Origin of the sequence: Cellulomonas sp. RIT-PI-Y (assembly GCF_025642745.1) — a bacterium.
GTDB lineage: Bacteria > Actinomycetota > Actinomycetes > Actinomycetales > Cellulomonadaceae > Cellulomonas.
Genome location: NZ_JANZKP010000033.1, coordinates 1 through 14,614, shown reverse-complemented (window position 1 = coordinate 14,614; position 14,614 = coordinate 1). Strand labels below are relative to the sequence as shown.

The window sequence follows — 14,614 nt, the reverse complement described above, 5'->3', positions numbered from 1 at the left end:
CGGCGCGGCCCTCCGTCACGTCGCGAGCGGCTTCGGCCGCCACCGTCAACGCCGCTCCTTCTGTCGCGGTCGGCGCGAGCTCGACCTGATCTCAGCGCGCGCTCAGCGCATCGTCGGCATCCTCGGCCAGAGGCTCCGACATCGCCGCAAGATCGATCCCGACCCCCGCTCCCCCACCGCGAGTCACCCACAGCTCAGCCCATCGCATCGCGGCAACCGGATCGATCATGAACAATTCAAAAGGGGCGTCTCGGAAGAGAAATCTGCGAGTTCGTCGATACTGAGCGCCGCTGCTAATTATCCGACTGTTTCCATGCGTTGGACGGTAGCAAAAACCGACTATCTGCAGACGAACTAGTTCTCGTTCGACGGTCCCGAAGCGGCCCGCGTGGCCTCCATTACACGCTCGATAATTTGAATCATCGACGCAGGCGTTGAAACCACCATTGAAATTACCAGAACCCTTTCCAGGCTCTCAACAACAAGAACCTCAGCTTCCAGCTCGCCACTCTCCCACACGGCTACCGATGCCAGGGAGGCAGCCGTCTCAAATCCAATTTGAGCCGATCTTTTGGGCCTGTCGACAGGACCTTCTCGGTAAGAGGCACGCACACCCTCAGCACTTGAGTTTTCGTCGAACCAACGCGCCATGGACTCGATAAGATTCAGCATGATCCCACCACCACAATGTTGCATGCGGGCACAGGCGACTGGAGAGGGACACCGGTCCGTTCAGCCAGTCGTCCATAAAGCAAATGGTCCGGACTCGGGATCTGGGCCCATTCCGGCTGACCTGCAGGCCTCAACGAACCGGTCGGGACGTCGAACTCTACATAAAGGCTACCGGAGGGCGCCTGTCTCTGGAAGGCCGTCATGCTAGGCGGTCTAGCAACATAGGTTGTACCGCTACCTCCGACTTGGACATTACCCGTCGCCGCCATGGCCCCGTGCTCGTCAGCCGACATCCATCGCCCCACTCGAGTGAGGTCGCCTCCGCCGCTCGCAGCGTCGCCAGCGCCGGAACTTGGTTTCATCGCGGAGGGCGCCGAGCGGGTGGCGACCGCCCGAGCTCCGGTACTCAACTCTGAACGGCTGAGTTGCCCAGCGATGACCGTGGTCGCCGCCCGCTGGGCGGCGATCCTCGAGGCCACAGCCGGTGCGACACGACTCACTACGGCCGAGGTCACAGATCGAGCCGCGCCAGACGCGGGGCCGGCCACAGCACCGATCACTCCGCCAATAGCCGTGTCTCTGGCCAACGACCGCCAGGAGAACGGTTGGGTCTTCTGCACCTTCGACCGCCACAAGTTGGTCGCCGCTCCGCCGGCGGCTCCACCAAGGGCAAGACACCCGACCGAACCGGTACCCGATGTCGCGGCCAAGCAACCCGCGGTCACCACGCCGCCGACCACCACGCCGACGATCTCGGCCTGGTACTTGGTGGCGAAGTTGCCGACAGTCCGGATCTGGTTCTTCAGGTTGTGCCAGCGCTGCCCCCACCAGGACCGCATCCCCGTCGGGTCCCATGACGTGACCGGGTTGTTGTCCGCGTAGGAGTACGACCCCCACGACTGCGGCGCCGACTGGTCGAACACCGGGTCCACGGACGCGAACCGCCCGATCAAGGCGTCGTAGTACCGCGCCCCAACCTGGGTGAGGCCGCTGGCGTCCTGGACCTTGTTCATGAACCCGTGATCGCCTGGCCATGCCGCGGCGGTGCCCCGGGTGTTCCCGTACGGGTCTGTGCGGCGCTGGGTGATGACCTTGGTCGTGTTGGCGATCGCCATCGACGCGGTCTGGTGCGGGTCGGAGATGAGCGAACTGACCGTGGAGCCCGAGGTGCCGGTGCGCATGGCGAGGGTCTGGCCGTTGAAGCCGTAGTAGCGGGTGGCCTTGACCGCCTTGGTGGCGGTGGTCAGAGAGATCTCCTGGCCGCCGGGCAGGTAGACCGTCACGACGCCGTTCTCGCGACGGATCAGGCGGTCGCCGTCGGCGGTGTAGAGCGCCTGCATGACCGTGCTGGTGCCCTGCGCGATCGATTCCAGGCGACCCTCGGCATCCCACTTGAGGGTCTGACCGGTCTTGCCAGCGACGTTGCGGGTCGTGGTGTTACCCGTGGCGTCGTAGGCGTAGGAGCTGGTGGTCGCACCTGCCGCGCCGGTCTGCTTGACCGTGGAGACCGCGTGCGGACGCACCGCGCCGGTGGCCGGGTAGGCGTAGGTGCGGGTGGTGTCCCCGGCGGTGGTGTGGGTGGTCTCACTGGACCGGTTGCCGGCGGCGTCGATCGCGTAGTCGGTCCAGTACGGTGCCGGGCCGCCGAGCGTGGTCGCCGACTTCGCGGCGCTGCAGTCGGAGTTCGCCGGGGTCCAGGCCGAGGTGAGCTGGCGCAGGCCGTCGTAGGCGAAGCACTGGGCGTCGACCGGTTTGCCGGTGGGGCGGTCCACGACCGAGGTCGGGTTGCCCGACGCGTCGTAGGTGTAGGTGAGGTCCATGTCCAGACCACCGACGCCCTCACGCTCGACCCAGGTCTTCTGCAGTCGGCGCGTGCCCTCCTCGTAGGAGTAGTTGAGGAAGAACGCGTAGGTGTTGCCCAGGTCGTAGCGCAACGGTTCGCCATAGACGTCGTAGACGGTGTCGGCGACGTAGACACCCCAGCCGAGGCCGCCGGACATCCACTCGGGCCGGGACAGGGAGTCGAACCGGGTGGTGACGGTCTCGGCACCCAGTCCGCCGCCCGCGGGCAGCTTCATGGACTTGACCTGGCCGTCGGCCGTATAGGTGTAGCTCGTGGTGTACGTGCCGGCCAGGGTGCCTTCGGCGCTGGGCAGCGTCACCGAGGCGCCCAGCGGTCGGCCGGCGTCGTCATAACCGGTGACCGCGGTGACGTAGGCCGCCGTGCCGGAGTACCGCGTCGACGAGGTGAGCTGTCCCTTCAGCAGGGTGTCGTAGGTCCACTTGGCGCGCAGGGTCCCGGTGGCGGTGCCGTCGCGGAGCTCGGTCTGGCGGCCGAGCTGGTCGCGCACGGTGTAGAGCGTGGTGCCGCGAGCGTCCGTGGTGGTGCGGACCAACCCGGCCTCGTCGTAGGTGGTGGTCGTGGCGCCCTTGTCCGGGTCGGTCGCGGTGAGCTGCCGGCCGCGCAGGTCGTAGGTGTACGACCAGGCGTTCCCGGCGGAGTCCTTGACCGACGTGAGGTTCCCGGCCCGGTCGTAGCCGTAGCTCACGGTGCGGAAGTCACCGGTCGGGTGACCGCCGAGGTACTGGCGCAGCTCGGTGGTGTTGCCGCGGGCGTCGGAGATGGTGGTCTGCGCGGTGCCGCCCTGCGGGGGGTCGACGGTGACGCGGTCGCCGCCGTAGCTGGTGGTGGTGCGCCAGCGCTCCTGCTCCCCGACGTCGGTGATCGTGACCGTGCCGCGGCCAGCACCGTCGTAGAGGTAGCGGGTGCGGCTGGGGACCGCGGTGGTCGGGACGACCAGGGTCGTGCCCACGGCTCCGCTGGCGAACCACGACCCGTTCGACCAGGCCACGTTGCCGCGGCTGTCGTAGAAGGTGTCGGTGATGATCCGGCCGGGGGTGTCCCTGGCCGCCGAGGGCGACTGGGTCTGGCGGGGTCGGAGCATGCCGTCGTAGAGGGCGACGCTGGTCAGATAGGTCTCGTCGGCGGCGAGGGTCTTGGTGGTGACCGTGTTCGGTGCGGTCTTGGAGATCGTGTACTCGTAGGTGGTGTGCGCGCTGGCGCTGCCTTGGGCACGGCCCGGGTTCCAGACCGCGGTGGTCCGGCCGAGCGCGTCGAAGGTGGCGGAGGTGACCTTGCCGTTCGGGTCGGTGGTCTTGACCATCGAGCCCCAGGCCGGGTTCAGCACCGCGGTGGTGACGCCCGCGGTGATCGGGCCGGTGCCGTCCGGGTCGGGGGCGGTGACGGTGGTGCCCGTCACCACCCCTCCAGTGCCGGTGTAGGCCGTCGTGGAGGCCCGGCCCATCGCGTCGGTGGCGACCGTGGGCCGGCCGAGGGCGTCGTAGGTCGTGGTGCTGGTCGTGACGTAGGTCGGTGTGGTGCCGGAGAAGGCGGAGACGACCTGGGAGGTGGTCGGCAGACCGCGGGTCGGCGCCACGCCGAAGGCGCCGCCGTCGTAGAACGTGCGCTCGTCGGAGATCACGTCCCGGGGGCGGGTGGGCGCGGTCGTGCAGCTCACGGACACCGTCTCGACCCGCTTGGCGGTGGAGACGATGAAGGCGGTGGGGTTCTGCGCGTACTCGGTCCGGACGCACCGGTCGTCGGCGGCGGTGCTGGTGTCGCCCTGGTCGTCGATCTGCGTGGGGAGGCCGTAGCCGGTCTCATAGGTCGTGACGGTGCGCGTGGTCCGCACGCCCCCGGGCAGGGCGGGGGCGACGGTGCGTTCCTCGACGGTGCCGGGCCGGAGGAAGGCGGCTCGAGTGCCGTCGGCGCCGGTCGCGGTGGCCGCGGAGATCCACGGGGTGGTGACCGTGCCGCCGATCTCCGGTCCGTCGATCCCGTTGTAGGTGATCTCCTCCCGCACGAAGCCGTTCAGACGCTCGGTGTCGGTGATGCCGTCGACCGCGACCTGGCGGGCGCCGCCGGACGCGAGCCGGTCGCCGTCCATGCCGCGGAAGTACCGGGTCCGCACCTGGGATCGCTGCTGCATCGGCGAGCCGGTGATGACGTCCACGGCCGCGTAGCCGCGGAACTCGCTCCAGGTGCGGTGCGCCACCGCGGTGAACGGGCTGTCGTCGTAGTGCCAGGCCGGTTCGCCGATGTAGCGGTACGCGGTCTCGACCGCCGCGCTGACCTCGTCGTTCGGGTTCTCGACGACGGTGTCGACGACGTACTTGTGGAAGTACTCCTGGATCTCCGGGCCGGTGCCCTCGGGCTGCCACGAGATCGGAAAGCAGCGCCGGGTGTTGCTGTCCGCCGCGGTGGGCAGGTCACCCGAGGTGCAGTCGGGGGCGGAGTAGTTGATGGTCGTGGTGCCGCCGGCCTCGGCGCTGATCGCGGTGACCCGGTAGCGGTTCATCGGCGGTCCCGCGTCGCCCAGGGTGTCGACCCGGTTGGCCATCTGCTCACCGCGGAAGGTCACCTCGGGCAGGGTGAGGGTCGAGCCGACCAGCCCCTGGTGCGTGATGCCGTCCAGCCAGAGCGCGGAACTGGTGCGGTCACCGGTGTCCGGGAAGGTGTGCCGCAGGTTCCAGGCGTCGATGTCCTGGTAGGCCGACCCGACCAGCACGCGCGTCTTCACGCTGGTGAGGCGCTTCCGGGTGAAGAAGGAGGGCGAGGTCTGGTCCGGGCAGCTGCTGGTGGAGGTGCAGATCAGATCGAAGGGCACGTCCGGCCAGGACGTGGCATTGGCCTCGGTGAGCTGGGCGGGGTCGCAGGTGATCCCACCGGACGGCAGGCATCGCTCGGCGACGGTGAACTCGACCCGCGCCGGGGCCTGCGAGGCGGACTCGGAACCCGCACGCTGCCCGTACTCGATCCGGTTGAGGTACCCGCCCCGGACGTAGCTGGAGACCGCCTGGTTCAGGTTCCGGCCGTAGTTGTTGGTCTCCTTCTCGTACACGTAGGTCAGCGTGTTGCCGGAGGTGTCGACGACGTACTCCAGGTTCCAGCGCCAGGTCTGGGTGCAGACCGAGGACGCGTAGTCCGCGGCGTAGCACGGGTCGCCGGGGTGGTTGCCGTAGACCGGCACCGACCAGGCGGAGTTCAGCTCCAGCGGGTCGCTCGCGGAACGCTTGCCCCGGCCGAAGTAGTACTGCGTGCCGTCACCGGTGGTCACCCGCCAGTACTCACCGTCGTTGTCGTCGTTCCAGCCCCCGGTCAGGTGCTCGATCCGCGAACCGTCGTCGGACTGCGCACGCCAGGTGCCGGTGGCGGCATCCTTGACCAGCTCGGTGGTCGACCCGCCGAAGGACAGCACGGCATTGTCGCTGAACCAGCACAGGTCGCCGGTGCGACGGCCCGCGTTGTTGGCGTTGCCGCCCATGTCGTCGGAACAGGACTGGTACTTGCGCTCGATGTAGCCGGAGTCCAGGTTCCATCCGTCGCCGACCCAGGAGGTCTGGTTGTTGGTCGAGGCGACCCGACCGTCCAGCGAGCCGGAGGAGTAGGAGAACGCGAGCTCGGGGGTCGGGCCGCCTGAGACCGGGGCGACCCGCATCGGGTACGACCAGCTGAAGTCACCGGTCTGACCGGAGACCTGCCAGCTGGCCGACGGCGACAGCGGGGTCGCGGACCAGTTGCCGGTCGAGCCCGAGGACGCCGCGGCCAGGGCCATCACCCGGGCGGCGCGCGGGGTGACGGTCGCGGTGACGGTGCCGGCCTCGGCGTCGTTGGTGCTCTCGACCGGGGTCCGCGTCCGGCACTCGTCGGACGCGGGGTCGGTCACGGCGCACTCCGGCAGCGTGACCAGCTGCAGCCGCGAGGACCAGTCGCCGCCGAACGCGTCGGCGAAGGCGTTGTAGTCCACCGTGACGTCGACCGGGATGTCGGCGGTCGCGGCGTCGCTCTCCACGGACAGGAGGACGCCGTCGATTCCGGCGTCGGACGCGGACTGCTGGTCCAGCACCTCGACCCGGACCGGATCGACGGCGGGCTCGGCAGGCAGGGGAGCGTCGGTCGGCGCCGCCGTGGCAGCAGGCCCGGCCGCAGCCCGATCCGCCGCGGCGGACTCCACGTCCGAGGAGTCCGGGGTGGCCGGTTCCAGCGTCGATTCCGCCAGCGCCGCGACCTCGGCGGCGGCTCCGTCGGCCCATGCGAGGCTGACCACCTCACCGCCGATCGCCGGGGCCTCGGGGGTGAGCTCCACCTCGGTCTCGGTCGGCCAGGCCGCCGGGTCCGGCCTGGACGGCGCCATCTCCGGGAGGGGCTCGGCCTCGACGACGCCGTCACGGCTGGCCACTGGTGTCGTCTCGTCGAGGTCGGCCGCGACCTCCGCGCCGTGCGCGAGGCGATCCGCATCGGACATCGGCCGCTGATCGATCGCCGCGGCGACGTCGGGCGCGGCCAACGCCAGCGTCGCCGCCAGCACCGCGGTCACCAGCGCCGACACACCCCGGGTACCCCGACCCCACTCGTCCATCGTGTTGCTCCCCTGTTCGTGCGGTGGTGTCAGGCGGCGGGCTGGTTGCAGGCCCGGTTGACGGTGGTGTCGTCGATGGCGCCGGTGAGGGTGCGCAACTCACTGACCGCGCCGACGAACGTGGTCTGGCCCAGCCGCAGCGGGCCGTTCGCCGACCAGGCATTGGCGTGCGGCACGGTCACGTTCCCGGTCGGTTCCAGATCACCCGGCTCGTCGCCGATCGTGCAGACCCACACCGAGATCCGGTCCTGGCCGGCGTCGTGCACGCCGGTGATCAACGTCCACTGACCCGGCTCGACCTTCTCCGGTGAGACGGCGGCGTCGATCGTCGTGTCGTAGGCGTCGGTGCCCGGCATCGCGAACGCCCAGCAGCTGCTCTGACCGTCGGCACACGGTCGGTACCCGAGGGTGTAGCCCGCGCGGTAGGTGCCGCTCTGGTACGCCACCGCCGCCGTGCCGTCGACGGCATCAGCCCGGACGATCGCCTGCACGGCGAAGCTGTCCGACGTGCGCATCACCGGGAGCGCGGTCGCCCCGCTGGCGGCGTCCGGTCCCAGCAGCACCGCCCGGTCGGCCGGATTGATCCCCGCCTCGGCGAACGGACCGTCGACCCGGGTGACCGGACCGGTCCAGGTCATCGGGAATCCGGTGCCAGGGTCTCCCGAACTGGCGGCGGTCATGCCGGCCGTCTCGTCAAGCCGCCAGACGGTGGTCTCCGGGAACGCGACGGAGAACGTGTACGACTGCATCGGGCTCGTCCATCCCGCGCGATCCACCGACTGGAAATAGAGGGTCTGCGATCCGGCGGACGTCGGCGTCACGGCGACGGTCGGTTGTGCTGCCGTGGTGCTCAGGTTCAGCGCCGAGCTGTTCAGGGAGTACTTGTAGGACACCACGTCCGCCGACCCGCCGTTGCCGAACTGGAACGACCCGGTCTTCCCGAGCCCACCGGCCGGTACTCCCGTGGTGTAGACCGGCTGCGTCCCCACCGCGACCGGCTTGATCGTCGGCGCCGCCGGGGCGACCAGGTCGATCTCCACCTCGCAGGCGACCGCGGGGCCGCCGACCACGTTCGGGTCGACCCCGTTGATCTGGACCCGGTAGATCTTGCCGCCGGTCATGCCGCCCAGTTGGATCGACTGCCCCACCCCGGATGCCTGAGCCGCAGGACGGGCGTGCCACAGGATCGGGGTGCTGGTCCCCGCGGCGTACACATCGACGTTGGCCTGGACCGCCTGGCCGTCCGGGTCGCTGAGCACCGCGTACAACACCGGGGTCGCGGAGCGGAGGACGGGGCGAGCGGCACCGGTGGTGCAGACGGCGGCGGGAGAGCTGAACTTCACCCCGGTGGGGATCGTCGGGGCACGGTTGTAGGAGATCGACAGCCCGGCGTCGTTCCGGTACCGCTTCCAGTAGGCCATGCTCGACTCGTCCGTCGCCAGGCCCATGGTGAGCTGATTCGAATTGGCGTTGGCCACGGCCTGCCCCGCTTCCAGTGCGGGGAATTCGAGCCAGCGCACCGGCTGTCCCGCGCAGCTGGACTTGTGCGCGACCGTGAGAGAGCTCTGGAAGTAGTAATTGTTGGCGGGCCACGCGGTGGCGGAGCTCCAGTTGTCGACCCGGTAGAGGTTGATCGCGCGCGGAGTGCAGTCGTACGAATGCGTGCCGACGACGGCGAAGGTGGTCCCGTTGATGTCACTCGGGTTCATCGCCCCGATCGACGCCAGACCGCCGAACTTCCACAGGATGCGGCTCTTGAACGTCGCGGTGCAGGAGGTCGACGTCGCGCGGTTGCAGAGGCCGACGCCCTCGTCCGGGTTGAACCGGTAGGACTGCCCGAAGACGTCCCGGACCGCGGTCCAGTCGTTCAGCGAGCCGCTGATCGCCGGGTCGATGTAGACCGGCCAGACCGTGGAGTCGTCGTCGATCATGGCGGGGTCGGGGGTGATCGAGACCTCGCTCTCGGCCACGGCCGCGGGGAGTTCCGCCGTGGCGCTCGCCGACGACGGCGCACGCTCCAGGTCGACCTCCTCCTCACCGAAGGCATCGGCGGCGGACACCGCGAGGTCGGCCGACCCACGCAGGGAGCTCGTCCGTGCCCCGACCACGGGAGCGGGTGTCAGATCCCGGGAGTCCCACATGGCCGGCGTCGGGCTGGTGAAGTACTCGGTCCCCTCGGCGTCGACGGCGACGAAGCCGCCGGCATCCGCCTGGAGCGACAGAGCGTCGGACGTCTCGACCGGGAAGCTCAGCTCGGCGAGCAGCGGGTTGGCGGCCGCCTCGGCGTCCTCCACCCGGAAGACCTCGGAGAAGCCGGTGGCGTCGTCGTTGACGGACACCACCAGGTCGACGCCGGGCAGCACTTCGTCGTAGGTCAGCTGATCACCGTCCAGCGCGGGGGACGGGAGGTCGAACGGCACGTCGAAGGTGAGCTCCTGACCCTCCCGCGTGATCCGGGCCAGCGGCATGCCGTCCGTCCCGTCGCTGAAGACCATCGGCCGCACCGGGGCGGCCACGGTGATGCCCTCGGACGCCGCCACCACCGTGGCGTCGATCTCTCCCCAGTCACCGTCCACCTGGGTGCGCACCGCCAGAGCAGACACGTCCAGGCGCATGGTGCCGTCCGCCTGGGCGTAGACGGTGTTCCATTCCGTGCGCTCGCCGACCACCTCGACGTCCTGGTCGCAGGCCACCGCGACGGTGCTGGCCTCGGAGCTGTCCGCGGCCTGGTCCGTACAGGTCACGACGGGGGCCGGCTCGACCACCTGCGGATCCGGTTCGTCGGCCGCAGCGGAGGACCACGGCACCACCAGCGAGGTGGCGACCATTGCTGCGGTCACGGAATGACGTCGGATCCGGGCACGACTGAGCACGGCGCGGAGCTCCCCCTGAAAGGCCCGGTCATCGGGCGCGACAACGACCAGGCGAATGCCGGGTCGAAATCGCGGGCAGGGCATGCACAGCCGACTGTGCGCGATCTGTGAGGAACATAGGGGGTAGCTGATATGTGCCGATAGCGACCGTTCGGGTGAAGACCAAAGTCCCAGTTGCGCATTCCGCCGAAGTTTGCGCGGAGATCCTGCCATCGCGCGCGTCGCCGCGCCGCCGCGGGTCTCCGCCACCCACGGCGCTAGGTTGGGCGGCATGGCTCTCCTGCACCAGGCGACGATCGTCCCGACCAAGGCCGAGCTGGTCTCCGGCTGGCTGCCGGATCAGCCCTGGTTCGACGGGACGGTGGCGGTGGCCCGACCGGTGGGTGCCTACCGGTTCGACGACCCGGCGGGGGAGGTGGGGATCGAGTCCCACCTGTTCGACGTGGCGGGCGAGCTGGTGCACGTGCCGCTGACCTACCGCGCACAGGAGCTGCCGGGGGCGCAGGAGTGGCTGGTCGGGACGATGGAGCACTCGGTGCTCGGCACCCGGTGGGTGTACGACGCGGTCGGCGACCCGGTCTACCGCGCGGAGCTGGCCCGGGTGATCCACGAGGGCGACACCCAGGTGCGGATGGTGCTGCAGACGCCGGACGGCACGGTCGAGCGTGAGCCCACCGTGCTGGTGCGCGGCAGCGGCGAGGCCGGGGAGGGTCGGGTGGCCGTGGTGCGGCGACCGGGATCGGAGCAGCGGACGGGCGCCGTGCTGACCGGGACCTGGTCCGGGCAGGACGAGCCGCTGGTGCTCGCCTACCTGGACACCCGACTCGCGGACCGAGACGGACGACTCGGATCCTGACCCCGAGACCTAGGCTGCCCCGCATGGATCCGATGAGCTTCCTCGGCTGCTCGGCGCGCCGGGGCCCCTCGGCGGCCTGACGGCCGCACTCCCCTCCCGCACGTGGTGCGGGTGCCGAGTGCTGCCCTCATGCCCTGCCGTCCGCCCGCCGATCCGCGGGCCGCTCATCGTGAGGAAGTCCTATGCGTGTCACATCGCGCCACCATGCCCTGATCGCCACCGTCTGCGTCCTGTTCGGCTCCGCCGGGATCCAGGTGTCCGCCGCCCTCGCCGAGGGATTGTTCGGCCGGCTGCCGATCTCTGCCGTCTCGGGGTTCCGGATGACGGTCGCGGCGGCGGTGCTGCTCCTGCTCACCCGGCCACAGCTGCGGGGACGGTCCCGGTCGGCCTGGCTGGGGATCGTGCTCTACGGCGTCGCGATGGCCGCGATGAACGTGCTGTTCTACCACGCGGTGCAGCGGATCCCGCTGGGGGTCGCGGTGACGCTGGAGTTCTGCGGGCCGCTGGCCGTGGCGGCGGTCGGGGCGCGCGGCGCGCAGCGGTTGCTGCCGGTGCTGACACTGGTCGGGGTGGCGCTGGTCGCCGGTCCGCAGGGCGACCTGGACCCGGTCGGGGTGCTGGCGGGGCTGGGTGCGGCGGCCGCGTTCGGCGGCTACACGGTGCTGGCCGGGCGGGTCGGCGACGACGACTCGGGACTGGGCGGCCTGGCGCTGTCGGTGACGGTGGGGGCGGTGCTGCTCGCGCCGTTCTCGGTCCCGTCGGTGCCGGCGGTGCAGGGCGGGGACCTGCTGCCGCTGATCGCGTCGGGTCTGCTCGGCGTCGCGATGGCGTTCAGCCTGGACTTCGTGGCGGTGCGGCTGACCTCCCCGCGGGTGGCCGGGACGCTGTTCGCGATCGATCCGGTGATGGGGGCGCTGGTCGGGGCGACGCTGCTCGGCGACCGGCTGACCGGCTGGATGCTGGCCGGGATCGTCCTGGTGGTGGCGTCGGGGGCCGCCGTGATCTGGCTGTCCGGGCGGGCGCCGGGACCGGTCGCGCCGGACGGTGAGGTGGGCGAGCGCGGGATCGTGCTGCGCTGACGCCGGCCTCAGACCCCGGCGACCGGCACCACCGGGACGCCCCGCACCTCGTCGGGCAGCCGGACCCGCCACACCGACCCGGCCCCGTCCGCCGGCCCGGGCTCACCGAGGTGCGGGTCCGGCGACCCGGCGGTCGTCACCCAGCCGACCCGGTCCGGCCCGATTCCCAGGCAGGTGGTCAACGGGACCGGCATCCGCATCGCGTCCACCGGACGTCCCGTGGGATCGATTCGCAGCACGGTGCCGGTGCCCCAGACCGCGACCCAGAGCGAGCCGTCCGCGTCGACCGTCGTGCCGTCCGGCATCGGGTCGTCCGGCGTGAGGGCGAACCACGGCTCCGGCGTGCCCGGAGTGCCGGAGGCGAGGTCGTAGGGCAGGCGGTACAGCACCCGGCGGACGGTGTCGGTGAGATACATCCACCGGCCGTCCGGGCTGAACTGGATGCCGTTGCCGCAGGTGACGCCGGTGAGGACGACCTCGCACGACTCCGGGGTCAGGCGGTGCACGGCACCGGGGGCGGTGGCGTCGGCGATCGGCATGTCGGCCAGCCAGAGCCGCCCGGCGGGATCGGTGGCGCCGTCGTTCCACCGACGACCGGCCGGGAGTACCGGCGGGTGCGGCACCGGACCGGTCAGGGTGCGCAGCCCTGCCGCGGCCGCGACCAGCACCCCACCGGAGGCGGTCGGCCAGGCGATCCCGACCTGCGACCCGGCGGCGTACGGTGCGAGCGCCCGCGCCGGGTCCCCGTCCGGCCAGCGGTGCACCAGCCCCGACTCGACGTCGACCCAGAGCAGGGTGCGGGTCGCGCCGTCCCAGACCGGGCGCTCGCCGAGCCGGGCGCGGACGTCGCCGAGCGGCACCGGGTCGGCGACGATCCGGGGCAGGGTCGCGAGCAGGTCCCGCAGGTCGTGCCGGAGGGTGGGGGCGGGGGCGTCCCGGAGGTTGAACGGCGTCACGATCGCGAGGCTAGAGGGCGGTCGTGCTGGTCAGCGTCCGTTCGCGCAGCAGGTCGAACAGCCGGTCGACCTCGTCCCGGGTCTCCGGGTCCAGGACGAACCCGTGCGGCGGCCGGGTGTGCGCGGAGGGCAGCACGCCCTGGCGGACCAGCAGGTGCTTCTCGATCGCGACGAACACGTCGATGGAGGTCTGCAACGCGACCAGGGAGGACAGCGGGCCGCTGATCTCGTACGCGGCGTCCCAGTTGCCCGCGCTGACCAGGTCCCACAGCCGGACGATGGCCCAGACCACCTCGGAGCCGGGCATGGTGCCGACGATGCCGCGCCGGTAGGAGTCGATCAGCGCGGCGCCACCGGTGCCCTCGAAGACCTTGGCCCGGCCGTCGGTGGCCTCCCGGAGCAGGGTGAGGCGCTGGCCGATCGGGGCGGCCTCGGGCTTGAAGAACACCCGGTCGCCGTAACGGTCGAGCAGTCGCATCTGCAGCTCGATCGACAGCGAGCGCCCGACGTAGCCCGAGGCGTCCTGCACGACGACGCCGATGCCGGTCGCCTCGATGATCGCCGAGTAGTAGCCGAACAGGGCGTCGTCGTCGAGCTGCACGGTGATCGGCGGGATGGCCATCAGGGCGTCCGCGCCGACCGCCTCCGCGTGCCGGGCGGCGGCGACCGCACCGAAGGTCGACTCGGCGCCCACGCTGATCACGCTGAGCGCGCCCCGGGCGGTGGCCCGCTCGCACACCAGCGCGGCGAGCTGGTCACGTTCCAGCGCGGACAGCCGCAGGATCTCACTGACCATGCCGGTGGTGATCCCGTGGGCGCCCTGGTCGAGCACCCAGTCGATCTCCTGGCCGAGCACGGCGGCGTCGATGGACCCGTCGGCGGTGAACGGGGTCTGGACGACCGGCAGGACGCCCGCGAGGGGCCGTGGGGCGGTCATGGTGTCTCCTTCGGGGTGGTGCTCGGGTGGGGGGTCACGGACGGTCGGCCTCAGGACCGTCCGACGACGGGTGCGACGAACCGGCGGTGCGCCGGGGTCGGTGCGGTGAGGAAGTCGAGGTCGGCGCCCTGGTCGGCCTGGAGCACGTGGTCGGCGTACAGCCGGGGCCAGCCGCGCAGGTGGACGGCGGAGGCGGGCGGGACCAGGTCGGTGCGGCGGCGTTCCAGCTCCGCGCCGTCGACCAGCAGCTCCAGCCGGCGCCCGGGGACGTCCAGCCGGATCGGGTCGCCGTCACGGACCAGCGCGAGCGGGCCGCCGACCGCGGCCTCCGGTGCGACGTGCAGCACCACGGTGCCGAAGGAGGTGCCGCTCATCCGGCCGTCGCTGATCCGCACCAGGTCCCGCACCCCGCGTTCGACCAGGCGCTGCGGGATCGGGGCCATCCCCCACTCCGGCATCCCGGGCACGCCGACCGGGCCGCAGCCGCGGACCACCAGCACGTCGTGCTCGGTGACGTCCAGGTCGGGGTCGTCGAGCCGGGTGCGCATGTCCTCGTAGGAGTCGAAGACCACGGCCCGACCGGTGTGGGCGAGCAGCTCGGGGGTGGCCGCGGCGACCTTGATCACGGCACCGGACGGTGCGAGCGACCCGTGCACCGCAACGAGTGTCGGCGCCGGGAGCACCGGCTCGGCCAGCGTGCGGATCAACGACCCCGGGGCGCCCGGCTCCGGGAACTCCGCCAGCACCTCATTCCACGGCCGCCCGTCACCCGCCCGCTGCGCGAGCGATTCGTCGTCGAGAAGCCACGGGCCGTCGGACATG

The 14,614-nt window shown here is 71.1% G+C and carries 8 protein-coding genes; 2 read left to right on the top strand and 6 right to left on the bottom strand.

The genetic code is table 11. The annotated features are described in order from the left end of the window. Window positions 1–354: 354 nt before the first annotated feature. Genes OGL89_RS11270 through OGL89_RS17200 form a run of 3 tightly spaced genes read right to left on the bottom strand, consistent with a single transcriptional unit; the run spans window position 355 to window position 9,931 of the window. Complete coding sequence (locus OGL89_RS11270) at window positions 355–672, bottom strand: hypothetical protein (protein ID WP_263120205.1); 318 nt, start codon at window positions 670–672, stop codon at window positions 355–357. After that, window positions 666–7,091, bottom strand: coding sequence for an RHS repeat-associated core domain-containing protein (locus tag OGL89_RS11265; protein ID WP_263120204.1), 6,426 nt, complete (start codon window positions 7,089–7,091; stop codon window positions 666–668). The genes OGL89_RS11270 and OGL89_RS11265 overlap by 7 nt, the downstream gene beginning before the upstream one ends. Before the next feature lie 29 nt (window positions 7,092–7,120). Then, a complete protein-coding gene (locus OGL89_RS17200; RefSeq protein WP_263120202.1) occupies window positions 7,121–9,931 on the bottom strand; it encodes a LamG domain-containing protein in 2,811 nt (936 codons plus the stop codon). Window positions 9,932–10,235: 304 nt separating this feature from the next. On the opposite strand from OGL89_RS17200, the gene OGL89_RS11255 reads away from it, so the two are divergent. Both OGL89_RS11255 and OGL89_RS11250 read left to right on the top strand, forming a co-directional pair. Further along, the gene (locus OGL89_RS11255; protein ID WP_263120201.1) at window positions 10,236–10,820 is read left to right on the top strand and encodes a hypothetical protein; all 585 of its coding nucleotides are present in this window, start codon (window positions 10,236–10,238) and stop codon (window positions 10,818–10,820) included. 182 nt (window positions 10,821–11,002) lie between these two features. After that, the gene (locus OGL89_RS11250) at window positions 11,003–11,899 is read left to right on the top strand and encodes an EamA family transporter (RefSeq protein ID WP_263120199.1); all 897 of its coding nucleotides are present in this window, start codon (window positions 11,003–11,005) and stop codon (window positions 11,897–11,899) included. 8 nt (window positions 11,900–11,907) lie between these two features. Here OGL89_RS11250 and OGL89_RS11245 read toward each other — a convergent pair whose 3' ends face one another. From OGL89_RS11245 to OGL89_RS11235, 3 genes are all read right to left on the bottom strand, one after another. Further along, window positions 11,908–12,855 (bottom strand): SMP-30/gluconolactonase/LRE family protein, encoded by a 948-nt coding sequence (locus OGL89_RS11245; protein ID WP_263120197.1) that lies wholly within the window; start codon window positions 12,853–12,855, stop codon window positions 11,908–11,910. A 10-nt stretch (window positions 12,856–12,865) separates the two neighbouring features. Then, window positions 12,866–13,792 carry a dihydrodipicolinate synthase family protein gene (locus tag OGL89_RS11240; RefSeq protein WP_263120196.1) on the bottom strand — a complete coding sequence of 309 codons (927 nt, stop codon included), beginning with the start codon at window positions 13,790–13,792 and terminating at the stop codon, window positions 12,866–12,868. 50 nt (window positions 13,793–13,842) lie between these two features. Beyond that, a partial coding sequence (locus OGL89_RS11235) for a dihydroxy-acid dehydratase (RefSeq protein WP_263120195.1) occupies window positions 13,843–14,614 on the bottom strand: 772 nt, incomplete at its 5' end.

Coding starts and splice junctions, on each gene's coding strand:
- OGL89_RS11255 (WP_263120201.1), top strand. CDS start 10,236: ATGGCTCTCCTGCACCAGGCGACGATCGTCCCGACCAAGGCCGAGCTG.
- OGL89_RS11250 (WP_263120199.1), top strand. CDS start 11,003: ATGCGTGTCACATCGCGCCACCATGCCCTGATCGCCACCGTCTGCGTC.
- OGL89_RS11270 (WP_263120205.1), bottom strand. CDS start 672: ATGCTGAATCTTATCGAGTCCATGGCGCGTTGGTTCGACGAAAACTCA.
- OGL89_RS11240 (WP_263120196.1), bottom strand. CDS start 13,792: ATGACCGCCCCACGGCCCCTCGCGGGCGTCCTGCCGGTCGTCCAGACC.
- OGL89_RS11265 (WP_263120204.1), bottom strand. CDS start 7,091: ATGGACGAGTGGGGTCGGGGTACCCGGGGTGTGTCGGCGCTGGTGACC.